Origin of the sequence: Bradyrhizobium sp. WD16 (genome assembly GCF_024181725.1) — a bacterium.
Taxonomy (GTDB): Bacteria; Pseudomonadota; Alphaproteobacteria; order Rhizobiales; family Xanthobacteraceae; genus Bradyrhizobium_A.
The window spans coordinates 3,408,684-3,433,090 of the sequence record NZ_CP028908.1 but is presented as its reverse complement, the minus strand read 5'-3'; the positions used below and the strand labels follow the sequence as shown (position 1 = coordinate 3,433,090).

20 protein-coding genes are annotated in these 24,407 nt (G+C 65.0%); 6 read left to right on the top strand and 14 right to left on the bottom strand.

Annotated elements, in window-relative coordinates; all coding sequences use genetic code 11:
* Position 1: 1 nt before the first annotated feature.
* From eat to DB459_RS15775, 4 genes are all read right to left on the bottom strand, one after another.
* Positions 2 to 1,408, bottom strand: a complete 1,407-nt coding sequence (eat, locus tag DB459_RS15790; RefSeq protein WP_253706195.1) for an ethanolamine permease — start codon at positions 1,406 to 1,408, stop codon at positions 2 to 4.
* Positions 1,409 to 1,432: 24 nt separating this feature from the next.
* Positions 1,433 to 2,197 (bottom strand): ethanolamine ammonia-lyase subunit EutC, encoded by a 765-nt coding sequence (gene eutC / locus DB459_RS15785; protein WP_253706194.1) that lies wholly within the window; start codon positions 2,195 to 2,197, stop codon positions 1,433 to 1,435.
* On the bottom strand, positions 2,194 to 3,624 hold the full coding sequence (locus DB459_RS15780) for an ethanolamine ammonia-lyase subunit EutB (RefSeq protein ID WP_253706193.1): 1,431 nt from the start codon (positions 3,622 to 3,624) through the stop codon (positions 2,194 to 2,196). Before DB459_RS15780 ends, eutC begins: the two co-directional genes overlap by 4 nt.
* Before the next feature lie 157 nt (positions 3,625 to 3,781).
* A complete protein-coding gene (locus DB459_RS15775; RefSeq protein WP_371926990.1) occupies positions 3,782 to 5,050 on the bottom strand; it encodes a c-type cytochrome in 1,269 nt (422 codons plus the stop codon).
* Between the two features lie 190 nt (positions 5,051 to 5,240).
* Between DB459_RS15775 and DB459_RS15770 the strand changes: the two genes are divergently transcribed.
* Positions 5,241 to 7,076, top strand: a complete 1,836-nt coding sequence (locus tag DB459_RS15770) for a phospholipase C (RefSeq protein WP_253706191.1) — start codon at positions 5,241 to 5,243, stop codon at positions 7,074 to 7,076.
* A gap of 166 nt (positions 7,077 to 7,242) precedes the next feature.
* Positions 7,243 to 7,701, top strand: a complete 459-nt coding sequence (locus DB459_RS15765; RefSeq protein WP_253706190.1) for an A24 family peptidase — start codon at positions 7,243 to 7,245, stop codon at positions 7,699 to 7,701.
* 93 nt (positions 7,702 to 7,794) lie between these two features.
* Here DB459_RS15765 and DB459_RS15760 read toward each other — a convergent pair whose 3' ends face one another.
* Genes DB459_RS15760 through DB459_RS15715 form a run of 10 tightly spaced genes read right to left on the bottom strand, consistent with a single transcriptional unit; the run spans position 7,795 to position 16,073 of the window.
* Positions 7,795 to 8,460, bottom strand: coding sequence for a hypothetical protein (locus DB459_RS15760; protein WP_253706189.1), 666 nt, complete (start codon positions 8,458 to 8,460; stop codon positions 7,795 to 7,797).
* A gap of 2 nt (positions 8,461 to 8,462) precedes the next feature.
* Entirely contained in the window at positions 8,463 to 9,026 is a 564-nt protein-coding gene (gspM, locus tag DB459_RS15755) for a type II secretion system protein GspM (protein WP_253706188.1), read from the bottom strand.
* Positions 9,023 to 10,096 (bottom strand): PilN domain-containing protein, encoded by a 1,074-nt coding sequence (locus DB459_RS15750; protein WP_253706187.1) that lies wholly within the window; start codon positions 10,094 to 10,096, stop codon positions 9,023 to 9,025. Before DB459_RS15750 ends, gspM begins: the two co-directional genes overlap by 4 nt.
* The gene (locus DB459_RS15745) at positions 10,093 to 11,025 is read right to left on the bottom strand and encodes a general secretion pathway protein GspK (protein ID WP_253706186.1); all 933 of its coding nucleotides are present in this window, start codon (positions 11,023 to 11,025) and stop codon (positions 10,093 to 10,095) included. The genes DB459_RS15750 and DB459_RS15745 overlap by 4 nt, the downstream gene beginning before the upstream one ends.
* A complete protein-coding gene (locus DB459_RS15740; RefSeq protein WP_253706185.1) occupies positions 11,022 to 11,762 on the bottom strand; it encodes a type II secretion system protein J in 741 nt (246 codons plus the stop codon). The genes DB459_RS15745 and DB459_RS15740 overlap by 4 nt, the downstream gene beginning before the upstream one ends.
* On the bottom strand, positions 11,759 to 12,172 hold the full coding sequence (locus DB459_RS15735; protein WP_253706184.1) for a type II secretion system protein J: 414 nt from the start codon (positions 12,170 to 12,172) through the stop codon (positions 11,759 to 11,761). The genes DB459_RS15740 and DB459_RS15735 overlap by 4 nt, the downstream gene beginning before the upstream one ends.
* On the bottom strand, positions 12,144 to 12,608 hold the full coding sequence (locus tag DB459_RS15730; RefSeq protein WP_253706183.1) for a prepilin-type N-terminal cleavage/methylation domain-containing protein: 465 nt from the start codon (positions 12,606 to 12,608) through the stop codon (positions 12,144 to 12,146). The genes DB459_RS15735 and DB459_RS15730 overlap by 29 nt, the downstream gene beginning before the upstream one ends.
* Positions 12,601 to 13,098 (bottom strand): type II secretion system major pseudopilin GspG, encoded by a 498-nt coding sequence (gspG, locus tag DB459_RS15725; protein ID WP_371926758.1) that lies wholly within the window; start codon positions 13,096 to 13,098, stop codon positions 12,601 to 12,603. The genes DB459_RS15730 and gspG overlap by 8 nt, the downstream gene beginning before the upstream one ends.
* A gap of 19 nt (positions 13,099 to 13,117) precedes the next feature.
* The gene (locus DB459_RS15720; RefSeq protein WP_253706182.1) at positions 13,118 to 14,332 is read right to left on the bottom strand and encodes a type II secretion system F family protein; all 1,215 of its coding nucleotides are present in this window, start codon (positions 14,330 to 14,332) and stop codon (positions 13,118 to 13,120) included.
* Between the two features lie 10 nt (positions 14,333 to 14,342).
* A complete protein-coding gene (locus DB459_RS15715) occupies positions 14,343 to 16,073 on the bottom strand; it encodes a GspE/PulE family protein (RefSeq protein WP_253706181.1) in 1,731 nt (576 codons plus the stop codon).
* A gap of 346 nt (positions 16,074 to 16,419) precedes the next feature.
* Here DB459_RS15715 and gspD point away from each other — a divergent pair, with 346 nt between their 5' ends.
* The 4 genes from gspD to DB459_RS15695 all read left to right on the top strand — a co-directional run bounded on the left by gspD (position 16,420) and on the right by DB459_RS15695 (position 24,357).
* On the top strand, positions 16,420 to 18,771 hold the full coding sequence (gene gspD, locus DB459_RS15710; RefSeq protein ID WP_253706180.1) for a type II secretion system secretin GspD: 2,352 nt from the start codon (positions 16,420 to 16,422) through the stop codon (positions 18,769 to 18,771).
* Positions 18,772 to 18,796: 25 nt separating this feature from the next.
* On the top strand, positions 18,797 to 19,327 hold the full coding sequence (locus tag DB459_RS15705) for a tetratricopeptide repeat protein (RefSeq protein ID WP_371926757.1): 531 nt from the start codon (positions 18,797 to 18,799) through the stop codon (positions 19,325 to 19,327).
* A gap of 291 nt (positions 19,328 to 19,618) precedes the next feature.
* Entirely contained in the window at positions 19,619 to 21,520 is a 1,902-nt protein-coding gene (locus DB459_RS15700) for an alkaline phosphatase family protein (RefSeq protein WP_253706179.1), read from the top strand.
* A 467-nt stretch (positions 21,521 to 21,987) separates the two neighbouring features.
* A complete protein-coding gene (locus tag DB459_RS15695) occupies positions 21,988 to 24,357 on the top strand; it encodes an MASE3 domain-containing protein (RefSeq protein ID WP_253706178.1) in 2,370 nt (789 codons plus the stop codon).
* Positions 24,358 to 24,407 lie beyond the last annotated feature (50 nt).

Genomic DNA, 24,407 nt, shown 5'->3' with positions numbered 1-24,407 from the left:
TCTAATCAACCATGGCGCGGGCTTCCACGACGGCAATGTCGAGCAGACCATCGGCGGTGCCGCTCGCGCGGGCGCCACTCGTCAGACGGTACAGGAGAAGCCCGCCGCCGAACAGGACGACGAAGACACCAAACACCTGGAGATTGTACCAGATCATGGTCAGGAGCGAGATCGCGGCCGTGACGAGCGCGATCGCCGGCAGCACCGGGTAGAGCGGCGCGCTAAAGGGACGAACCAGGGTCGGTTCGCTCGCGCGCAGCCTGAATAGAGCCGCCATGCTCGTGATGTACATCACGAGAGCGCCGAACACGCTCATGGTCACGATGTTGGCGGTGAGCGTGGCGCCGGCGAACTGGATGAGTTCATCGGAATAGATCGCGGCGATGCCGACCGCGCCACCGGCGAGAATCGCCCAGTGCGGGGTCTTGCAGGTCGGATGCAGTGCCGCCAGCTTCGCCGGCAGGAAACCGGCACGGGAGAGCGCGAAGATCTGGCGCGAATAGCCCATGATGAGGCCGTGGAACGAAGCGATCAGGCCGAACAGGCCGATCCACACCAGCATGTGCAGCCAGCTGGAATTCTCGCCGACCACCATCTTCATCGCCTGCGGCAGCGGATCGTTGATGTTAGAGAGCTTCGACCAGTCACCGACGCCGCCGGCCATGATCATGGTGCCGAACGCGAGCAAGACGAGGGTCAGAATGCCCCCGATATACGCGACCGGCACTGTCCTCGTCGGATTCCTGGTCTCTTCCGCCGCCATGGCGGCGCCTTCGATGGCGAGGAAAAACCAGATCGCGAAGGGAATGGCCGCGACGATGCCTCCCAGGCTCGCCAGCGAAAAGGTGTCCTGCCCTGCCCAGCCGTTCGCAGTAAAGTTGGCGAAGGAGAAGCCCGGCGTCACGACGCCCATGAAGACGAAGAGCTCGATGATGGCGAGCACGGTGACGAAGAGTTCGAAAGTCGCGGCGATCGTCACGCCGGCGATATTGAGAGCCATGAACACCACATAGGCGCCGACCGCGGCCGTTTTCGGATCGAGAGCCGGGAACTGGACGTTAAGATAAGCGCCGATCGCGAGCGCGACCGCCGGCGGCGCGAAGACGAATTCGATCAGCGTGGCGAAGCCGGCGACGAAGCCGCCGAACGGGCCGAATGCGCGATAGGCGTAGGCGAAGGGACCGCCGGCATGGGGAATGGCGGTGGTCAGTTCGGTGAAGGAGAAGATGAAGCTGGTGTACATCACGGCGATGAAGACCGTGGTGACGAGAAAGCCGAGCGTGCCGGCCTTGTCCCAACCATAGCTCCAGCCGAAATACTCGCCGGCGATGACGAGACCGACGGCGATGCCCCAGAGATGCAGGCCGCTCAGGCTCTTCGAGAGAGTAGGTTTGGCTTCGTCTGTCATGGATGTCCCCTGTTGCTCACGAGATCAAAGTTCCTTGCCGAGGATCGATGGTGCCCCTCGCGCGGTCAGCGTCTCTCCGGGCGCCGCCTCCTTCAGGGCGACTCCCGTCAGGCCGAGCCGCAGCGCCTCGCGCGCCAGCCAGGCGAGCTTGTCGGCCGCCCTCTCATGAGAGAGGCCGTTGTCGTGAATGTTTGAAATGCAGTTGCGGGCGCTGTCGCGGGTATCGGTCGTCGGCGCGAAGGTGAGATAGATGCCGAGCGAATCCGCCGCCGACAGACCCGGCCGCTCGCCGATAAGAACGACGACGAGGCGGGCGCCCATGGCGGCGCCGACCTGATCGCCGAGCGCGACGCGAGCCTGCGAGGCGAGCACGATCGGACCGATCGCCAGCCCCCCGAGGCGAGCTTCCGCTGCGACCAGCGTCGCCGCCGCATGGGCCTCGACCGCGACGGAGGACAGGCCGTCGGCGACGACGAAGACGAGATCGAACGGCCCTTCCGGCAGTTTCGCCGCTTCCCCCTGCGCGAGACGCCGGCCGAGATCGGGACGACGCAGATAGGTCGGCCGATCGGGAGCCGCGCTCGCCACATGGATGACGTCGCGCCCGGCGAGATCCCCGGCGACGGCCGTGAAGTCGACGCGGCCGTGCACGGCGTCCCGGGCGCGGGCATGGGCCATCTGGAAGTCGAACAGAACGCGGGTCGGAAGAGCGTCGCCGGCACGGCCAAGGCCGACGCGGGCATGAGTGAGCCGACGAAGCATCTCGAAGGCGTCGGCCGATCCGCTCATATCGCCACGCCCCCTCCGAGGAGCCGCGTGACCGCGCGCGATCCGGACTCGAGCGGGAGCACGCGGCCGGCATCGTCGAGCAGCCCCATGCGGCCGAGCCATTCCTCGAACTCGGGCGCTGGCCGCCGGCCGAGCAGATGGCGCATCCGCAGCACGTCATGGTGCGACAGGCTCTGATAGTTGAGCATGATGTCGTCGGCACCGGGCACGGCGATGAGGAAGTTGACGCCGGCTACCGTGAGGAGCACGGCCAGGTCGCTCATGTCGTCCTGGTCGGCCTCGGCGTGGTTGGTGTAGCAGACGTCGCACCCCATCGGCACGCCGAGGAGCTTGCCGCAGAAGTGATCCTCCAGACCGGCGCGAATGATCTGCTTGGCGTCATAGAGATATTCCGGGCCGATGAAGCCGACCACGGTATTGACGAGAAGCGGCGAGAAGGCTCGCGCCACAGCATAGGCCCGCGCTTCGACCGTCTGCTGGTCGATACCGTGATGCGCGCCGGCCGACAGCGCCGCCCCCTGGCCGGTCTCGAAATACATGACGTTCGAGCCGACGGTGCCGCGCTTCTGGGACAGCGCCGCTTCACGCGCCTCTTTGAGCAGCGACAGGCTGACGCCGAAGGCCGCATTGGCCGCCTCGGTTCCGGCAACCGACTGGAAGACGAGATCGAGCGGAGCCCCTTTTTCGATCGCGCGGATCGAAGTCGTGACGTGAGCGAGCACACAGGACTGGGTGGGAACGTCGAAGCGAAGCCTCAATTCGTCGAGCATGGTCAACAGACGAATGCAGGCTTCCACATTGTCGGTCGCCGGATTGATGCCGATCACGGCGTCGCCCATGCCATACAGGAGACCATCGAGCGTCGCCGCGGCGATGGCGACCGGATCGTCCGTGGGATGGTTGGGCTGAAGACGTGCCGACAGCCGGTCCGGCAATCCGATCGTCGAGCGGAAGGAGGTCACAACGCGACATTTGGCGGCGATGGCGACGAGATCGCCGTTACCGCACAGCTTTGAAACCGCTGCGACCATCTCGGGGGTCAGACCCGGAGCGAGACGGCCCAGCATGGGACCATCGACCTGCCAGGACAGCAGCCAGTCGCGAAACTCGCCGACGGTCAGCGACGCCACCGGCGCGAAGGCTTCCGCGTCGTGTCCATCGATGATCAGCCGGGTGACCTCGTCGGCCTCGTAGGGGATCAGTGGCTCTTCGATCAAGCGGCGGAGCGGCACGTCGGCAAGCGCCATGCGCGCGGCGACGCGCCTCGTCTGGGTGTCGGCAGCGATACCGGCCAGTTCGTCGCCTGAGCGCGGCGGCGAGGCGCAGGCCAGCAATGCCTTGAGGCTGTCGAAAACGTGGACTTCACCGCGGTGAACCGCACGGAATCCGCCCGATGCTCTCCCGGTCCGGCTCCCGACCTCGCCCATGAAAGTGACCGTCCCTTGTCATCCTTGGCGGGGATCACCCACCAATGCGAGAAGGGTAGATCGGGATCGTGATCCGAACTTGACATTTCGGCACAAAAACGACGGCTGTCCCGCCGCAAGTTTGCGCTGGATGCTAAACTTGTGGGCGCATAAATGCCTATTCTATCGCCGTTGCGCGTGCCAGAAAGTCCGTCAGCGCCCTGCGATCCTCCGGCGAGCCGATGCGCTGTTCCGGCATCTTCGTCCCCGGAGTATAGGCGCTCGGCCCGATCTCGAACAGTTTCGCGACGGTCTCCGGCGTCCAAACGATGTCCATCTTCTGCAGCGCTTCCGAATAGCGATAGCCGGGCAGCGTCGCGATCCTGCGGCCGAACAGTCCGGCAAGCGATGGCCCGGCGCGAGCGGTTTCCTTGTCGCTCAAGGTGTGACAGGCGACGCAGGCCCTGAACACCTCGGCGCCGCGATCGCCGCCGAAGGCCGCCAGCGGATCCTGCGCCGTGCCGCGCAGCGACGAGCCGATGGCATCGCCCGTCATCGCATTCCATCGCCGGATCGCACCGTCGGCACCGCCGGTCAGCAATGTCGCGCTGTCGGGCAGAAACGCCACCGACCAGACCGGTCCGGGAACAACCATCGTCCGCACCACCGTCCTGGTCCTGCGATCGACGATCGCCACCGAACCACCCACCACGGCCCCGGCGATCGAGGCGCCGTCCGGCGAGATCGCCAGGGCGACCACCGGCGCCATGCCGACCTGCACCTCGCCGTCGGCGGCCCCGCTTCCGGTCAGAAACCGCAGCTTGCCATCGGCACCGCCAATGACGATCCCGCCTTCACTGGCGATCGCCACCGCATTGAGCGGCGACGGCATGTTGACCACCTGCGGCGCTCCTCGCGGCAGTGGCCAGATTCGCGCGGCGCGATCATAGCCGACGCTGACCAGCGACTTGCCGTCCGGCGCAAATGCGACGCCGTTGACATTCTGCGTGTGGCCTTCGAGCACTCGCGCCGGACCACCCGTCAGCGACCACAGCCGAACCGTCCGGTCCCATGCTGCTGAAGCGAGCGTGCGGCCGTCGGGCGAGACGACCAGCGAAACGATCGGCGCGGTATGGCCCTCGAACACCGCATCCGGCTGTTGCCGGCCAGCGGTCCAGATCGCGATCCGCGCGTCCGCGCCGGCGGTGGCGACGCGCCCGTCCTTCAGGAAGGCCACCGCATTGACGGCATCGGCATGGAAACGAAGCACCTGCGCCGCGGATTCCGTCGCCAGAGACCAGCGAATGGCCGAGGTATCGAAGCTGCCGGAGACGAGGCTCATGCCGTCTGCCGAGACCGCCAGAGCCCGCACCGGACCGCCATGGCCGTTCAGTTGAGCGAAGCTCGCGCGGGCATCGAGCAGCAACGCGAGGACGATGCCGACCACGCTTCGTGTGACCGGGCTCTCAAACCGCAAACGGACCGATGACGGCACCATCATCTCCATGCAACAAGATGTCACATTTCATTCGTCTCACTGTGATCAAGCTCTGAAATCAATCCGGGGCTGCGCTTCACTTCGCCGCAGCGCCACTGCTCTTCATAATTCCTTCAACAAATCAGCAAGGAGGCAATCCATGCGTTTGCCAACAGCCCTCGGTCTCGTCTCCGCTGTGGCCATCATGGTCGCGGGCGCGGCCGCGGTCGCCGACGACCATGGACACAACGACCACAGGCGCGGCGAGAACAGCGATTTTCACTTCGCCCGGACCAGGACGCCGATCAAGCATCTGGTCGTGATCTTTCAGGAAAACGTTTCGTTCGATCATTATTTCGGCACTTATCCCAAGGCCCAGAATCTTGCCGGCGAAACGCCCTTCGTGGCGAAGAAGAACACGCCCGCGATCAATAATCTCGTCACGCCGCTCGACGTCAACAACGGCTTTGGGCCGCTTGCGGGCATCGACCTGCTCAACAACAATCCCAACGCCAATCCCAACAATCCCGCAGCGCCGAACAACAGCACGACCAACGGTGCGGGCGCCGCGAATCCGTTCCGCCTGTCGCCGTCGCAGGCGCTGACCGCCGATCAGGGCCACGCTTCGAGCCCGGAGGAAAGCGCCTACAACAACGGACGCATGGACGGCTTCCCGGCCTTCGTCGGCGTTCAGGGCCCGCCGCCTGCCGGAATCGGCACCAAGGCGCTGGTGATGGGCTATTACGACGGCAACACTACCACGGCGCTGTGGAACTATGCCCAGCACTACGCCCTCAACGACAATCACTACACCACCCAATTCGGTCCCTCGACGCCAGGCGCGCTCAATCTGATCTCGGGCCAGGCCAACGGCTTCTCCGCCACCAAGAACGTGGTCGACGGCGCGGGCAACCTGCTGCACGGCAGCCATGAGGCTTACGGCGACGCGTCGAAGATCGCCAGCAACATGACCGAGATCGGCGACGGCGATCCGATCGGGGATGTCTGCTCCAACCCGAACATCGACCAGGTGACCATGGCCGGCCGGAACGTCGGCGACCTGCTCAACACCAAGGGCATCACCTGGGGCGCCTTCATGGGCGGCTTCGATCTCACCGTCGTCAATGCCAACGGCACCACCGGCTGCGCGCGCCAGACAAATCCCGCGGCGGCGGGCACGCCCGCCTCCACCTCGGTGGACTACATCCCGCACCACGCCTGGTTCCAGTATTACGAATCGACCCGCAATCCGACCCATGCCCGGCCGAGTTCGACGGCAGCCATCGGTCACAGCCTGATTCCCCACACCAACACGCCGGATCCGGCCAACCACCAGTACGACATCAACGACTTCTTCGCCGCCATCAAGGCGAACAACCTGCCGGCGGTGAGCTTCCTCAAGGCCTCCGCCTTCGAGGACGGTCACGCCGGCTATTCCGACCCGATCGACGAGCAGCACTTCATCGTGCGCGTCGTCAATGCGCTGCAGAAGAGCCCCGAATGGGCCGATACCGCTGTCGTCATCATGTATGACGACTCCGACGGCTGGTATGATCACCAGATGCCTCCGATCGTGAACTCATCGTTCAGTGCGGCGGTGGACACGCTCAATGGTCCGGGCAACTGCAGCACCAGCAACGGCTTTCAGCAGGGCAAGCCCTCGCCGGCGCCGATCCTCAACGGCAACTTCGGCCAGCCGGCCTGGGGCCGCTGCGGCTACGGCACCCGTATGCCGCTGCTGGTGGTCTCGCCCTTCGCCAGGCGCAACCACGTCGATCACACGTTGACCGACCAGAGTTCCGTGCTGCGCTTCATCGAGGACAACTGGCTCGACGGCGAACGCATCCAGCCGGGCGGCTCGTTCGACGCCATCGCGGGGACGATCGAGAACATGTTCGACTTCGATCATCGCGATGACGAGGAGCCGCGCAAGCTGATCCTCGACGAAGCGAGCGGCGCTGTGGTTCTCGCATCGCACGGCGACGATCATCGCTGATCGACCAACCGGTCCCGCTCCCCGCGCACGCCCCTGGTGCGGCGGATCTGACGCTCGTACGGCGAATTCGCTGCAATGCTGATACGAGCATCAGATCCTCCGCACCAAGGCGTGCGCCCGCTTGACGCGTCGTCTTCACGCACTTCCGCCGTCCTGGACCCTGCCGATGCCCGCCGCCATCTTCCCGGCCCTGCTCTGCCTGCTTCTCGGCATGCTGGCATGGATCGATCTGCGCGCGGGGATCATTCCGGACTGGCTCAATCTCGCCATCGCCCTGCTCGGCCTCATCAACGTTGTCCTGGCCGCCGGCTGGCTCGCCGGTCTCGCAGCGTTCTGCGAGGGAGCTGTGATCGGCCTGCTCGTCTGGCTTCTGCGCCGCCTCTATTTCAAACTCCGGAAGGTCCAGGGGCTTGGGCTCGGCGACGTCAAGTTCCTGGCTGCCGCCGGCATCTGGACCGGTGTCGCCGGGCTGCCCATGCTGCTTCTGGTCGCAGCGGTCATCGCGCTGATCTCCGTCGGCGCTCTGCAAGTGGCCGGCCGACGACCGATGACGCGCCAGCTTGCGATCCCGTTCGGGCCCTTTCTCGCGGTCGGGCTGCTGGTGACATTAGCAGTCCAGGTCTAGTGTCCCGTTTCCAACGTTCGTATCACTTTGCAGCGAGCGCTCGTACGAACGTTAGAACCAAAGGGACAATAGTGCGCAGTCCGCGATGCAGCGCTAATGCTCGCGCCGTCGTGTCAGCGAAGCCGGCGGGCTCGCCGAGATCAATCTCACGTCGCTGGCCGGCAGCATGCGAACCTCGCCCGCCTTGCCCGGCTGCGGCAGGCTGAGCACCGCGGCCTGCTGATCCTTCTCGAGGGTCGCCTCACCTCCGTCCACCGCGCGCAGCGCCCAGCCCTGATACTCCTCCCCGATTCTCAGCCGCAATGCGGCCTTGGCGGCGTCGACGAAGATCGCAAAGCCCTCGCTGCCGCTGGCAATCGTTCCCACGAGGGACAACTGGGGGCGCTCGGGCTCGCGCGGGCGCGGCGGTAGCGCCTTGGGCTGAGCGACCGGCGACACCGCCGCCGGCCGCGGACGCCGGGATGCCGAAAAGATCGGCCGCTCGCGCGTCGCCGACAATGCATTGAGCGGCACCGCCCAGAGCGGGTTGGGGCTTGACGCCCGCGCCGGTTCGGCGCGACCCGGCGCCGGGGGCGCCGTGACGAGGGTCGCCGACCCGTCCGGCGCACTCCAGATCGGCTGGCTGGCTGGTGGTCCGGCGCCCCCTGGCGTCTGCGGCGGGTCTTCGTCCAGAGCGTCGGTCGAGCGCGCCGAGCCCGGCAAGGGCGCAACAAGCCCCGCCAGAAGCAGCAGGGAGAGACCGATTGCAGGCTTTCGCATGATCATTTCGTCCCCTGCCATTGGCCGGACACCGAGAGCAGCACCCGCAATCTGCCATCACCGGAGGCGGCGAAGCTCGCCGGTGCCTGCACCGAGAGCTGATCGACGTAAAGGAACGGCATGCCGGCCTCGAGATCGTAAAGCAGCTCCTGCAAAGCGGGCTGGTCGAGCTCGCAGCTTGCGATGATGCTGATGAATCCTGCCTTCGACTGCGTGCCGTTCAGGTCAACCTGCGAAGACAGGACATCGCCTCCGCGCCGCGTCACCGCGCCGGCGACGCGCTGCAGCAGCGCCGCGCCTGCGACCGTCACCGTGGCGCCCTCGAGAAAGGGGGAGCCCGTCGGAGAGCCTGCCGTGCCCGCAGGCCCGGCCGCGGCCGACGGCCGGCGGCTGGCGAGCTGATCCAGCATCGCATTGGCGCCGGCGAGATCACCACGCTGGTCGAGCACATCGCTGACCGAACTGACCATCACCGCCAGCAGCAGCACCATGACGGCGGCATAGGCCGCCAGCGCGAGCAGCGGCGAGGCGGATGGCATCTTCCACAAGCGTGTGATGGTGTTCATGACCCAGATCCGAAATAGGCCGTGATATGTGCCTCGATATGGAACCGCTCGCCCGGTTCGTTCTGGGCGCGCGTGGTTGGCGCGAAGAAGGTCGCCCGGGTAAACTGCGGCGATTGCTCCATCAGGCGGATCAGCGATGGCGCGTCCTGGGTCATCCCCACCACCTGGATCTTGTCGCCCTCGATCCGAAGCTCCGTGACATAAGTGGCGTCGGGCAGCACCCGCGAGATCGCCTCCAGCACCATGACGGTGGCGGGCGTGGTCTGCTTGCGCTTGGCGAGCAGGTTCTCGGCCGATCCGCCGCCTTGCCGGTTGAGCCGCAGCGATGCCCTGCGTTCCGCGATCAGGCGCTGCACCGACTGCTGATCGGCGGCGACGACGCTGCCGAGGTATCCGGTGATACCGAGCGTCGCCACCGTTGCCACTGCCATGGCTAGCAGGGCATGGCGGAGCAGACGCGGCACATCGATGCGTCGGCTGAGGCTGCCATGCAGCCCTTGCTCGAACACCTTGATGGTTTCGGTTGTGTCGCCCGTCGCCGCCTCGATGACGCCGGCCACGGATTTCGCGTCAAGCGTGCCAGCGAGGGCGATCAGCGGCTGGACAAGCGAGCGCGAGGTCGCCGCCAGCGTCAACGCGATCCGCTCGCCGGCGGCAGGCTGCGGCACGCTCCAGCCAAACACCGCCTCCTCGGCGGTCCAGGGCGTCAACCTGTCGATCTGGGCGCGGATCATGCCGCCGAGAAAGTCCGACGCCTGTTTCGGAAACGCGACCGGCCGCAACAGCACCTGGTCGGACCTGAGCCCGACCTCGACATGACTGCCGCGCAAAGCGGCCCGCCAGGGTTCCGGCAGCGGGGAGGCCACCTTGCCGTTCTCGAGATTCAGGATGATCTCCGGCAAAGCCGGACCTTTTCGCGGCGCAGGCGCTTGCGCGATGAAGCTCGTCCCCTCCCTGGGCGTGAGGACGACCCGCCGCTGCGGCACGAGCTGGCCAAGGATCGACTGGATCGCCGCGCCGGTGGCGTCGATCCATGCCGCGAACAGCTGTTTGACCCGCTCCAGCATCATCGCCTCAGCTCCGCAACTTTCGCTGATCGCCGCGGACGTTCCTCCCGCCAGGACAGCACGCGATAGGGGGCGTCCTTGCCGCCGAGCCCGATCACCACCTCCGACGACCGCTCATTGCCGTTTCCGAAGCGGATCGTGGTGACGATCCGGTAGGCCTTGCTGGTCGGCAGCTCGGCCCCGGCTTTTGCCGGGCCGAGAGCCGTGGCCAGCGCTGCATTGTCGCGCGGCAGAGCCGAGCGGCTGTTGAGAAAATCCTTCAGCACCAGCGGCGTCATGCCGGGCAATGCGGCGACGACCTCCGGCGGCGCGATCAGGGCATCGATACCGGATGATCCGCTGAAGACGGTCACGAATAAGAGCATCCGGTCCACCAGTATCGCAGGCAGGCCGAGCACCAGGCTGAGTTCGTCGACGTGAGCGAACGGCGCCTGCCGCGGCGCATAGGCAAGACCGGCGGCGCGGTATAGCGCCGTCTCGTTCTCCGCCGTCTGCCCCGTCGCGCGCGTCCGCCAGGCGACGATCCGATCGGCATAGCCCTTCGCTGCGTCCTCCTCGGCGCCGAGACCGGTCAGCAGATTGACCAGCAGTTCCTTCGGCGCCGCATTGAGGTCGACGCGTGCCGCCTCGGAGGCGAAGCTGACGAGAATTTCCGCGCCGCTCAGCCGGTATTGGAATCTGCCCGTCGCCGGGCGCGCCTTCTCGTCCCCGAGCGACAATTGATAGGCGGTCAGTTCGACGCTGGACGAGATCAGCGCCTCGCCTTGCAGCGCCGTATCGTTGGTTGCGAGCACATGCGCCGAATTCGACAGATAGGCCGAGAACACCATCGCCAGCGACGCCAGCGCCGCGAGGATCCATAGCACCGCGACAATGACGAAGCCCCTCTCGTGCTGCCGCATGAACATCGATCGATCTTCGCGTGAGGTCATGACCGGTTTTTCCCCGCCTTGCCGGACGCGCCGTCATCCGTGCCCTTCGCCGTCGCCGGCCCATCATCGCCGCCGTCGCAGTCGGCGCCCTGTCCGCAGCCGGTCGCCGGCGCATCGACATGAATGACGGCGACCGTCGAGACCGACAGCACCCGCTCGGTCGCGGCGTCCCGCACCGTCAGCATCACCGCCGCCGGCAGCCCGCCGGCGTCGTGCCAGCTGTCTTTCCAGACCCGGTCTCGGCCGGCATAGGCGAACGACAGGCGATAGGGTGGACGCAGCAGCACCACCGGATCGCCGAGATGAAGCTGCTCGGTGGTCGAACCGTTCAGCGGCAGCGGCGCGAACGGCGCACGCGCGCGCACCGTCACCAGTTGCCGGCGGTCCGTCGTCTCGCCGATCCGGACCACGTCCAGCCCAGACCCGGCATTGGGTCCCAGGGCCGTCCGGACGAAAGTGACCGACAGTGCCGCCCCCTCGAACAGCGGCGACTTCTGCTCGCGATTCGCCGGCACGAATTCGGCGGCCGCAAGGTCGGCGGCAATCCGCTGCAGGGCTATCCCGACCATCTCGTTGCGCTGGATGCGATCGAGCCCGTGGTTCCAGTTCGGCAGCCATTGCGCCGTGATGTTCGCGAGCGCCGACAACACGAGGCCGGTCAGCGCCAACGCGATCAGCGCCTCGATCAGGGTGAAGCCGAGTTCGCCATCGCGTGACCGGAGGATCTCCTGGGTCATCGGCGTGGCCTGCGCATCAGCCGTACGGTGTGCAGTTCCAGCGAGGCGCCGGATGCCGACCGGACGTGCACCTTGACGAGTTCGGGAATCCACCGCACGTCCGCATCGGGCACCGCCCATCCGCCCCCCAGGGGACCGACCTCGACCTGCCATTTCATGTCGCGCAGCACGCCGGTCCGAACGCCCTCCGCCAATTCGGCACGCGGCGGCACGGCGGTCGCCATCACCGCCTGCGCCGTCTCGGCCAGGGCGACATGGCTCTCCATCGATTGCACCCCGCGCGAATTGGTCGACATCACCGAGCCGATCGCCAGAATCGACACGGCGACGACCGCAAGCGCGATCAGCACCTCGATGATGGTAAATCCCGCCTCGGCGTGCTCAGTTGACGGCAATGCTGCGCGAGACAATGTCGATCCTTCCGGTCAGCCAATTGACGCGAATTTCGTAAGCCGTATCGAGCCGCGTCAGCGCGATGGCGCCGCCGCACGACATGCCGTCGGCAAAGAAGCTGATGGTCGAAAACGCCGGACGGTGGCGGCAGGTCTGCGGCAGCACGGCGTCGAACTGCACGTCGTCGGGAATGCGGATGGACGCGGCGCTGGCGCCGGAGCGGATCTCGCGCGACGGCGCATCGACCAGCGTCGCGACATCACCGTGGCGCCGGACCGCAGCATTGCGGTCCGCTTTCAGCAAATTCGCGGTTTCCAGCGCATAGGCCTGCAGCCGCGACCGCGAAGTCTGACGCGGAATGAACGGCAACAGCACGGCCGCCATCATGGCGATGAGCGCAATCACGCATACCATCTCCAGAAGGGTAAAGCCGCGCTGAGCGTCCTCAGTCACCTTTGGCGCTCGTTACGGTTTCGAGCGAGATGTCGGCGGCGACACCGCTGCCACCCTCCTGGCCGTCGGCACCATACGACATGATGTCGTAGGCTCCGCGCTCTCCTGGCGCGCGATAGACATAGGGATGATTCCAGGGATCGTCGGGAACGTTGCCGCCCTTGAGATAGGGGCCGTTCCAGGCGCCCGCGCCCGGCGCGCGCCGCACCAGGGCCGTCAGGCCCTCGGAGGTCGAGGGGAAGCGGCCGACATCGAGATAGAACAGGTCGAGCGCGCTGGCGAAGCTCTGAAGCTGGATCTTGGCGGCCTTGACCTTGGATTCGCTCAGGTAGTTCAGCACGCGAGGCCCGATCAGCCCCATGATCAGGCCGATGATGGTGATCACCACCAGCATCTCGACCAGGGTAAATCCCTCTTCGCCCTGTCGTCGGCTGCCGCGGCGCGTTGCGGATCGGAGGAGAGCGCCGACCGTCTTGTTGCTGGTCATCATGATGGGTGTGGTCCTCGAGCTAGCCGACAAGTTGGGTGACGGACAGCAGCGCAGTCATCACGGAGACGATGAGGCCACCGACGATGGCGCTGATGCTGATGATGGCGAGCGGTCCGACGATGGCGACGACGCGATCGAGGCTGCGCTGCAGTTTTGCCTCGTAGAATTCCGCGACCCGACCCGCCAGCGTCGGCAATTGTCCGGTTTCCTCGCCGAGGCGCAGCATGCGCAACGCCATCGGCGGCAGGCCGTTGACCGCCGACAACGCCTCGGAAAGCTTGCCGCCATGGCGCACCCGGTCGGCCGCCGCCGACCAGATGGCGCCGCTTCCGGTGGCCGACATGATGTCGACCAGGATGCGCAAGGTTCCGGTGAGGTTGACGCCGCTGCCGAGCAGGACGCCGAGATTGCGGCAGAACAGGCTGGTCCGATAGAACTGGAAGATGCCGGAGATGCCCGGGACCACCGCCACGGCGCCGATCATTGCCGCCGTGGCCCCGGGGCGGCGCAACAGCCACCACGCGCCGCCGATCGCGACCGCACAGCCGAGGATGATCGGCGCTCCATTGGCCCGAAGAAACTGCGACAAGCTCAGAAAGACGCTGAGCGCGTTGTCGGACTTGGCACCGAAATCCTGCAGCACCGACGAGAACTGCGGCAGCACGAACAGGATGAAGAACAACATCACGCCAACGGCCGCGATCAGCACGAAGGCCGGGTACTGCATGGCGTCGGTGAGCTTGCGGCGCATCTGCTCGGCCCGGGCGCGCTCGGCGCCGAGCATTTCCAGCACCTGATCGAGGGTTCCCGAGACCTCGCCGACCCGCACCAGCGCCACATACATCGGCGGAAACAGCGCCGGATGGGCATCAACCGCATCGGCGAGGCTTTCGCCGCCAAGCAGCGCCGCCCGCAACTTGGCGACCACCGGACGCAGCCGCCCGACATCGGCATCGCTCGACAGCAATTCGAGGGCATCGTCGAGCCGCGCGCCGGCCTTGAGCAGCAGCGCCAGATCGCGGGTAAAGGTCGTGACCTCGGCCGGCTTCGGCTGGCTCAGAAGGGCGAAACCGGCGCCGGTCCCGCCCAGTGCGCGCTTCTCCTCGACAGTCTCGATCGGCAGCAGCCGAAGATACTCGATGCGGCGCGCCACCTCCGCCGCGGTCGGTGCCGAAATCGTGCCGTTGACGATTTCGCCGGTCTGGGTCAGGGCGCGATAGCGAAAATTCGGCACGGCTCCGCCTCTACCTTGCCGTCGTAACGCGGAGGATTTCCGCCGGCGAGGTCAGCCCGGCGCGACATTTGGCGATGCCGTCGTCGAGCATGGTTGTCATACCGGCCCGCACCGCCGCCTGGTCGATCTTCAGCCCGTCGGCGCCCTCGCCGATCAGCTCGCGAATTTCACCGCCGAGTTCGAGAACCTCGAACACGCCGAGCCGGCCGCGATAGCCGGTGCCGCCACAGCGTTCGCAGCCGCCCGGACGGTGCAGAATCTCGCCGGCGCGGAAACCCAGCGCGGCGAGCCGCGGATCGTCGGCAAGATCGCGTTGGTCGAGCGCTTTCGGCGTCTTGCAGCGCTCGCAGAGCTGGCGCACCAGACGTTGCGCGATCACCGCCTGCAGCGTCGAGCGCAACAGATAGCCCTCGATGCCGAGATCGAGCAGCCGCGGTACCGCGGCGGCGGCGGTCTCGGTGTGCAGCGTCGTCAGCACGAGATGGCCGGTGAGCGCCGCATGTACCGCGACATGAGCGGTCTCGGAATCGCGCACCTCGCCGACCATGATGACGTCCGGGTCCTGGCGCACGAAGGAGCGTAGCGCAGCGGCGAAGGTCAGGCCGATCGCCGGCTTGACCTGCGACTGGTTGATGCCGGCAATCTCGTATTCCACCGGGTCCTCGATGGTGAGGATCTTGCGCACCGGCTCGTTCAGCATCGACAGAATGGTCGCCAGTGTCGTCGTCTTGCCGCTGCCGGTCGGACCGGTGATGACGATCATGCCGTGGGGCAGCGCGATCAGCCGTCGCAGCCTGCGGTCATCGGCCGTGGAGAAGCCGAGCTTCTCGACCACCAGCAGCCCGCGGTCCTTGGGCAGGATGCGGATGACAGCCGACTCGCCGTGCTGGGTCGGCATGATCGCGACACGAATGTCCACATCGGTGCGCCCGGCGCGCAGCCGCGCCGCGCCGTCCTGAGGCAGCCGGCGCTCGGCGATATTGAGACTGGCGATGATCTTGATCCTGGAGATCACCGCCTGCGGCAGCACGCCCGCCGGAGCCGCAATCGGCCGCAGCAGGCCATCGATACGCAGACGCACCACGAGGCCGGAGGGAAACGGCTCGATATGGATGTCGCTGGCGCGCATCTCCACGGCTTTTTCCACCAGATCGTTCACCGCCCGGACCACCGGCGCGCCGCTGGCAAGATCGCGCAGGCTCTCGATGTCGTCGTCGCGCACCTGCTGCGCCGCACCGCCGTGTGCCGGCTGCGTCTCGTCCTCGCCGAGCCGCTGGCCGAGCACGATGGCGAGATCCTCGGCCGATGCCACTTTAATGGTCATCGCCGGGCCGAGCACGATTTCCGCCGCGCGTCGGGCGGCGGCGGCGGTCGGATCGGCCACCGCCAGAACTGTCATCTGATCATCCGGCCGGCAGGGGAACACCAGCATTTCACGCAGGAAGCGCGGCGAGAAGGCGCTCACCAGCGGCGGCGCCGAGAGCATGTCCTGCAGCGATATCCGGTCCAGTTCGAAGAAACGCGCCGCCTCGTCGGCGAACTCGCCGGGCGACAGATCTGTGAGTTCCCACAATTTCGTCGACGCCGAGCCCGGAGACGCAGCCTCCGCTCGTCCCTGGTCTTCCCCCTGCCGGTGCGCCGAGCCCTCCGACTCATCTGCCACATCATCTTTGCCGGCATTCGGCGAACGCCGCGTCTGCCGAAGATAGTCGATGAACTGCAAAGACTTGTTGTCGCTCATCGGTCTTTCCAGTCACTTCGCACCTGCGCTGCGATCGATCGCTCGGGCCTAATGCCGGCGTCGGCGGCCGCATAGCGTGCAGCGAAGCGTTATCGGTTTGGAATGTGACACGTGTACGAAGCCGAAGCGTCTGTCCTCTCCAAATCTTGTGCACGCGATCTCACGCACGCGCTCGTTCATCGACAGCGCGCGCCCGATGCAATTTCTTCCCGCGAATGCAGTTCAGAACCGCCCGGTCAAATTAAAACCGTCATACTTCGACGCTAGGTAACTATCCTGCCGGAGGGATCGTCGCTCATCCACCCCTGATCCACGGACCGGATATCGAGTTGGAACAGGCGGAAGCATGAGAAGCGTCGGCAGTCGTGGCCAGTCGCCGACGGCTGTGCGCAAACTTCGCGCGGTCGTCGTCCTCGCATTGTCGGTCAACCTGCTGGCATCCTGCGGGTCGGCAGGCGTCAGCGGCATCTATACGAGCGACGTCGACGTGCTCGACAAGGTCCGCTCACTCGATATTCTGCCGCGCAAGCCGCAATCGGCCGGGCTGTCCCAGACCGGCACGGGCGAGCGTGGCCAACCGGCGGTTTACGAAGGGACGGTGGTGTCGGACGTCCCGGAGGTGCGGCCGCAGCCGACATCGAACGGCCCCGGCTACGATCTGAACTTCGAAAATACGCCGGTCGCCACCGTCGCCAAGGTCGTGCTCGGCGACATCCTGCGCACCGGCTACACCATCGATCCGCGCGTCCAGGGCACCGTCAGCCTCGTCTCGGTGCGCCCGGTCGCCAAGTCCGATATCGTCTTCGTGCTGGAAAACGCGCTGCGCCTCAGCGGTGTGGTGCTGGTGCGCGACACCGCCGGCTATCGGCTGACACCGCTCGGCGATGCGGTCGGCGCCGGCCGGGTCGACTCCGCGGCAGCGAGCCCCGAGCCCGGCTATGGCGTCTCGGTGGTCCCGCTGCAATATGTGTCGGCCCAGACCGTGCTCAAACTGCTCGACAGCTTCGCCACCAAGGCCGGCAGCGTCCGCGCCGATTCGACGCGGAACCTGCTGCTCATCCAGGGCACCGGCGCCGAGCGACAGGCCGCGGTCGACACCGCCATGAGCTTCGATGTCGACTGGATGCGCGGTCAGTCGGTCGGCATCTTTCCTGTGAGCAGCAGCGGCCCGGAGCCGATTATCGCCGAACTGGAAAAGATCATGGATTCCGGCGACAGCGGCCTCAGCCACAACGTCGTCAAGTTCCAGCCGGTCGGCCGGCTCAACGCCATCCTGGTGGTCAGCCGCAAGCCTGCTCTGTTGCAGACCGCAGCAACCTGGATCAAGCGCCTCGACCGCGCCGACACCGCCCGCAACGGCGTTCACGTCTACCAGGTGAAATATGGCGAAGCGCGCCAGATCGCCCGCGTGCTCAACGAGATGTTCGTCGGCAGCTCAGGTTCGTCGTCGCTCGATTCGCCGGACAATCAGCTGGCGCCCGGATCCGGGACATCGACGAGTTCCAGCACCGACCGGCTGTCGCTCAACGCCAATTCGGCATCGACATCCAATGGGTTTGGTCCACGGGGCCAGAGCGGTGCCGGCAGCAATGCGACGTCAGGCCTCGGCAGCGCCCAGTCCGCGACAGCATCGACCACGGCGAATGCAAACGGTTCAGGCACTGGCGCCGTCGACAGCCGCAGCTCGGGCAACGGCCAACCGCTCCTGCAGAATGTCCGGATCACGCCGGACACGGTCAACAACACCCTGCTGATCTATGCCGATCAGCAGAATTACCGCATCATCGAGAATACCCTGCGCCAGGTCGACCAGCCGCAGCTGCAGGTGGCGATCGATGCCACCATCGCCGAGGTGACCCTCACCAACGAATTGAGCTACGGCGTCCAGACCTATCTGACGAGCCGCAATCTCGGCCTCAAGGCCAATTCCGGCTCGGTGCTCAACACCCAGGCCACGACCGCGCCGGCGACCACCACCGATGCCGCGACCGGCGTCGCCTCGATCGCCGGATCGGTCACCAACGCCTTCATCAATCGCGCCTTTCCCGGATTCAATTTCCTGATCGGATCCGAGACCCAGCCGAGCGTCATTCTCGATGCACTGCACGCCGTCACCAGCGTCAAGGTGCTGTCCAATCCGTCCCTCGTGGTCATCAACAACCAGTCAGCGACGCTGCAGGTCGGCGATGTGGTGCCGGTCTCGACCGGCAGCGCGACCGTGCTGACGACGAACAACACGGTGGTGAACACCATCGACTATCGCAACACCGGGATCATTCTCCGGGTATCGCCACGCATCAACGTCAACGGCAATGTCCGACTCGAAGTCGAGCAGGAAATCAGCAACGTGTCGCCGGCGACCGCCGCCAGCCTGACGCCGACAGTTTCGGAACGCCGGGTCAAGAGCTCGATCTCGGTAGCCACCGGCCAGACGGTGCTGCTCGCCGGCCTGATCAGCGAGCAGCAGAACGGCGCGCGCAACGGCATCCCCCTACTCGACCAGATTCCCGGCCTCGGCGACGGCTTCACCCATCAGGACAAGAAAGGCACCCGAACCGAGCTGATCATCTTCATCCGCCCACAGATCATCCGCGACGGCTCCGACGCCCATTTGGTGGCCGAGGAACTGCGGACGAAGTTGCGCGGCAATGTCGGAGCCAGTGTCACCAATGATTTGCGCGTTCCGACCGTTCGCTAGAACACATGTTCTGCAGCGAGACGCCGTGGCGGCGCCATGCGTCAACGCAGCGCCCGGCTGGCGGCGCGTGGTCGTGGCAGCCCTGGTCGCGCTGACGCTCGGCGCGATACCTGGCTTGCAGCCGGCCCGCGCAGATGGCCTGGCGCGCGCTAACGCGGCCTATGCCCGCGGCGACTATGTCCGCGCGGTCAGCCTTCTGACGCCGCTGGCGCTGCGCGGCAACGCCGAAGCCCAGGCACTGCTCGGCTACATGTATGAACATGGTTTCGGAGCGCCGCAGACCTATGAGGCCGCTGCCGATCTGTACACCCGCGCGGCGATCCGCGGCGTTCCTTTCGCCCAGAGCATGCTCGGCCTGATGTACGACAAGGGCCATGGCGTGCCGCAGGATTTCATCCAGGCCTATAAATGGCTCAATCTCGCCGCCGCTCGGGCGCAGCACCGCGAGCGCGATTATTATTTGCGTCTGCGCGACGCCGTCGCCTCCAAGATGTCGCCCGATCAGATCGCCGTCGGTCAGCGGCTGGCCCTGCTGTGGGTACCCGGAAGCTGGTGATACGACTCACGACGACCATGTTCCGTGCGAGTACGCGCGCATCTGTTCGCCATTGCGAATGGTGCCTCAGCCAACATGGATTCCGCCGCTCACTGCCTCAACACGCGTCGAACTCAGTTTCGCTTCAGACATCTTTTGCAAAATTGCTTTGCTCCTGACATCAGCGCGCAACATTGACCGCGTCATAGTGCCGCGGCGGTAACGTGCAGGCACGGCCCGCGACACGCTCACACATCGTTCGACGCACCGCACGAGCGTGCAACGCCGAGCCAATTTCAACGGGAGATATTCGTGAGAACCAATTGGCTTTCCAAGTCGCTCTGCTATGCGACAAGCGCGCTCTGCGCCTTGACGACAGTGGCGCCGGCCTTTGCCAAACAACCGACCACGCCGATCAAGCATGTGATCATCATCGTCGGCGAGAACCATACCTTCGACAATCTGTATGGCACCTATCGGCCGAAGAAGGGACAGAAGGTCGACAACCTGCTGAGCAAGGGCATCGTCAACGCCGACGGCACGCCGGGCCCGCGCTTCAAGAAGGCCGAACAGAAGATCGGCCGCAACGAGGTCCGCTACAACGTCGAGACCGCGTCGACCGGCGCCTATGATGTGCTGCCCCAGCCCTACACCAGGGGCGCGCTCGGCGAGCCCGCCAGCGTGCCCGACAGCCGCTTCCCGGCGAACATGCCGAACGGCCCGTTCCAGATCAGCAAACACGTTCCTTACGCCGCCTATACCGGCGATCCGGTCCACCGCTTCTTCCAGATGTGGCAGGACTTCGACGGCGGCAAGCTCGACAAGTTCGTGTGGGTCGAGGAGAGCATCAGCACCGGTTCGAACGGCAAGCCGATGCCGGACGGGGGGTTCGACACGAAGGAAGGCGCCATCTCCATGGGGTTCTACAACATGAACCCCTTTACCGACGCCTCGGGCAAGGCCCAGCCGGGTGACGCGCCGTTCTTCAAGTCGCTGGCCGACAAGTATGCCCTGAGCGACAACTTCCATCAGTCCGTGATGGGCGGCACCGGCGCCAATTTCCAGGCCATCGTCACCGGCCACGCCACGTTCTTCACCAACCCGACGACCCTCGACGGCAGCGCCGCGGTGCCGCCGACCAACCAGATCGAGAATCCCGATCCAGTGCCGGGCACCAACAACTACTACACCCAGGACGGCTATAGCGGCGGTTCCTACGTGAATTGCTCCGATCCGAGCGCGCCGGGCGTCGCGGCGATCAACGAGCAGTTGTTCAAGACCGGCGTCTCCGACAACAAGTGCGCGCCGAACCACTACTATCTGGTCAACAACTACAACATGTACTGGGACCAGACGAGCAGCAAGACCCGCACTCTCGGCCCGAACTCGTTCGTTCTGCCACCGCAGAGCGCACCGACCATCGCCGACGTGATGACCGCGAAGGGCGTGTCCTGGAAGTACTACAGCGCCGATCGCGGCGACGACGCGACGGTGTTCGCCAAGTCGGTCGACGGCGTTCCGCTGATGTATCACTCCTACTGCGGCATCTGCGATCCGCTGACCGGCTTCCTCAGCATCATGAAGAACCCGTCGGAAGAGGCGAAGCTGCAGAACTACGGCGCCTTCCTCAAGGACATTCAGGCGGGCACCCTGCCGGAAGTCTCCTTCGTTCGCCCGTTCGAGACGTTGGCCGGTCATCCGGCGAATTCGACGACCAACAATTATGAATTGTTCCTGGACGCCCTGATCAAGCGCGTGCAGAGCAATCCGGAGCTGTGGGCGTCGACGGCGATCTTCATCACCAATGACGAGGGCGGCGGCTATTACGACTCCGGCTACATCCAGCCGGTCGACTTCCTCGGCGACGGCACCCGCATTCCCTTCGTCGTGGTGTCTCCCTTCGCCAAGAGCGGCTACATCGACCATACCTACTACGATCACGTCTCGATGCTGAAGTTCATCGAGAAGAACTGGGACCTGCCGAAGATCTCGTCGCAGAGCCGCGACAACCTTCCCAACCCGGTTCATGACCGTGGCCACAACCGCTATATGCCGAAGAATCGTCCGGCCATCGGTGATTTGATGAACCTGTTCACCTTCGCCGACAACGACCATCACGACGGTGATCATGATGATCACGGTGATCATGACGATCACGGTGATCATGACGATCACGGTGACCATGACGATCACGGCGGCCGCGATCACGACTGATCAACGCGGCGCGGGGCACTGCTAAACGCAGCCCGCGGACTACAGTACGACAGCGAAAGGGCTGCATCCGAAAGGCGGCAGCCCTTTTTGCTGTCACACCCTCAACGGCGGCGTCCCATTGTCTGATCCCACCCGCCCCGGGTGCCGGCACGGCTTGCTTGCCCCCCAACCGTTAGCTGCGCCGCGACATGCCGGCCGGTTCCAGCTGGCCGGATCGACGTTGTCGTCGGCTTGATCACCATCGGCGGCATTGCCACACCAATCCTCCGCTTGCTGCGGGCTGATGCCATTATATTCATTGATCTATCGCAATCTGCCGGAGCTCCCTCGCGCCTATGAATTCCGACAGCAGCCAACCCGGCCCCAACTCAGGGGCGATCGTGCGCCGTGGCCATCAATTGTCGTGACGCAAGCATAATCGGCGCATCGCACCAGTCTGGCGAGGCATTTAGCGGCGCAACTCGGCAATGAGCGACGAAGACGCAGAACTGCTCGCCAAACCGACCGAGCTCCTCATGCTCCCGGTCGTCGTACTCGGGCTGTATCTCAGCGGTCGCTACAGCTATATCTTGTTCCACTCCGCGGTGGAGATCTGTCGGATCGTCGTCCTTTTCAGCGTTTTTGTGCTGACATGGCACTCGCGGCGATGGTCGCAGAACAGCTCCCTCACTTTTCTCGGCATTTCCTTCGTCTTCGTCGCCTTCCTGGCGCTGCTTCATACGCTCGCCTACAAGGGCATGGGCGTGTTTCCAGACTACGACGCCAACCTGCCGACCCAGCTGTGGATCGCCTCCCGATATCTGGAAAGCATCTCTATGCTTGTCGCACTGCTCATGTTCGGCAGGCGTTTCAGCCCCGCCATCGTCTTCGGTGGCTATTTTCTCGTCACTACGGCCATTTCCGCTGCAATTTTTCTCGGCCCGTTTCCTGATTGCTTCGTCGAAGGCAAGGGCCTGACAACTTTCAAGATCGTAAGCGAATACGTTATCTCGGGCCTCTTCCTGGCCTCACTTCTGCTGCTGCTGCTCAACCGCCGGGCATTCGACCGGGACATCCTGCGCCTGCTCGCGCTTTCATTGACCGCCTCCGCCGGAGCCGAGATCGCTTTTACCCAGTATGTCAGCGTCTACGGCCCCGCCAATGAAATCGGCCACTATCTGCTGCTGCTCGGGACCTACTGCATCTATCGGGCGGTCCTGGACACAGGAATCGTCAAGCCGTTTTCCCTGCTGTTCCGAACCCTCAAGCAGGAGGAGGAGACGCTCGAAATCAAGGTTGCCGACCGCACGGCGGCGCTCGCCCAGAGCGAGGAGCGCTTCCGCGTGCTGGTCGAGCAGGCGCCAGAGGCCATCATCGTGTTTGACGACCGACTCGGCCGCATTGTCGATGCCAACGCGAATGCCGAAAAACTATTCGGACGGGGGCGCGACGAACTGAGGATGCACAGCCCCGAGGACCTCTATGCGCCGAAACAGCCTGATGACCTGCCTGTCAAGACGACGTTCCGAGAACACATCGTACAAGCGCTGGCGGACAAAACGGTCGCGTTCGAGCGCATGGTCCGCAACGCCGATGGACGGGACATCCTCTGCGAAGTGCGCTTGAGCCGGTTGCCCTCGGCGGACCAGACGCTCCTCCGTGCCAGCTTCATCGACATCAGCGAGCGCAAGAGGGCAGAGGACGCCCTGCGTAAAAGCGAAGCGCGTCTCAAGCTTCAGTTCGAGCGGATGCCCATCGCTTGCATCATGTGGAGTCACGACTTCCGAGTCGAATCATGGAATCCCGCAGCGGAGACGATTTTTGGCTTCACTGCAAGCGAAGCGATGGGGAAACGCAAGTATGAACTCATCGTGCCGAAAGACACACAGCCTCACGTCGACGCCATCTGGTCGCGTCTTCTCCAAGGCGACGCCACCGCGCACAGCGTGAACAAGAACAACACGAAAGATGGACGCACCATCATATGTGACTGGCATAACACCCCGCTTATCGAAACAGATGGCCATGTCGTCGGAGTTCTTTCCATGGCTCAGGACGTCACCGAACTGAAGCACGCAGAGGAGGAGTTACGCAAGCAGCACCAGCATCTGGAAGAGCTTGTCGCAACGCGCACGGCGGAACTGACCACGGCCAACAGCAGCCTCGAAGCGGCCAACAGGGAGCTGGAGTCGTTTTCCTACTCGGTATCGCACGACCTCAGATCCCCGCTCCGGGCGATCGAAGGATTCTCCCATATCCTGCTGGAGGACTATTCCGGAAAGCTCGATGCCGAGGGGCAGCGGCTGCTCAATGTCGTATGCGACAACACCAACAAGATGGCGCGCCTGATCGACGATATCCTTGCGTTTTCTCGAACCGGCCGCAGCGAGATGACGTCGGCGCCAATCGACATGGATGGCGTGGTCCGCGCCGTGATCGAGGAATTGGCGCCAGCGTATGCCGGACGCGAGCTGACCTTCGACGTCAAGCCACTCGCGCCGGCGCAGGGCGACACGGCCATGATCCGCCGGGTGTGGACCAACCTGATCGACAACGCTGTCAAGTACACGGCGCTCAGGGCCGACGCGGTCATCGAAGCCGGCTCCACCATCGGTCAGAATGAAATCATCTACTACGTCAAGGACAACGGCGCCGGCTTCGACATGCAGTATGCCAACAAACTGTTCGGCGTGTTTCAACGACTGCATGGCTCCGAGTTCGCCGGCACCGGCATCGGGCTCGCTATCGTCAAGCGCATCATCGCGCGGCACGGCGGACGGGTCTGGGCCGAAGGCAAGGTGAACGAAGGCGCGACGTTCTACTTTTCCTTGCCGGTCCGGGAGACCTCACATGCCTGATGCAAGCACTGACCATCGGCCTCCGTTCCCTCCCTTCCTGTAGCCGGAGA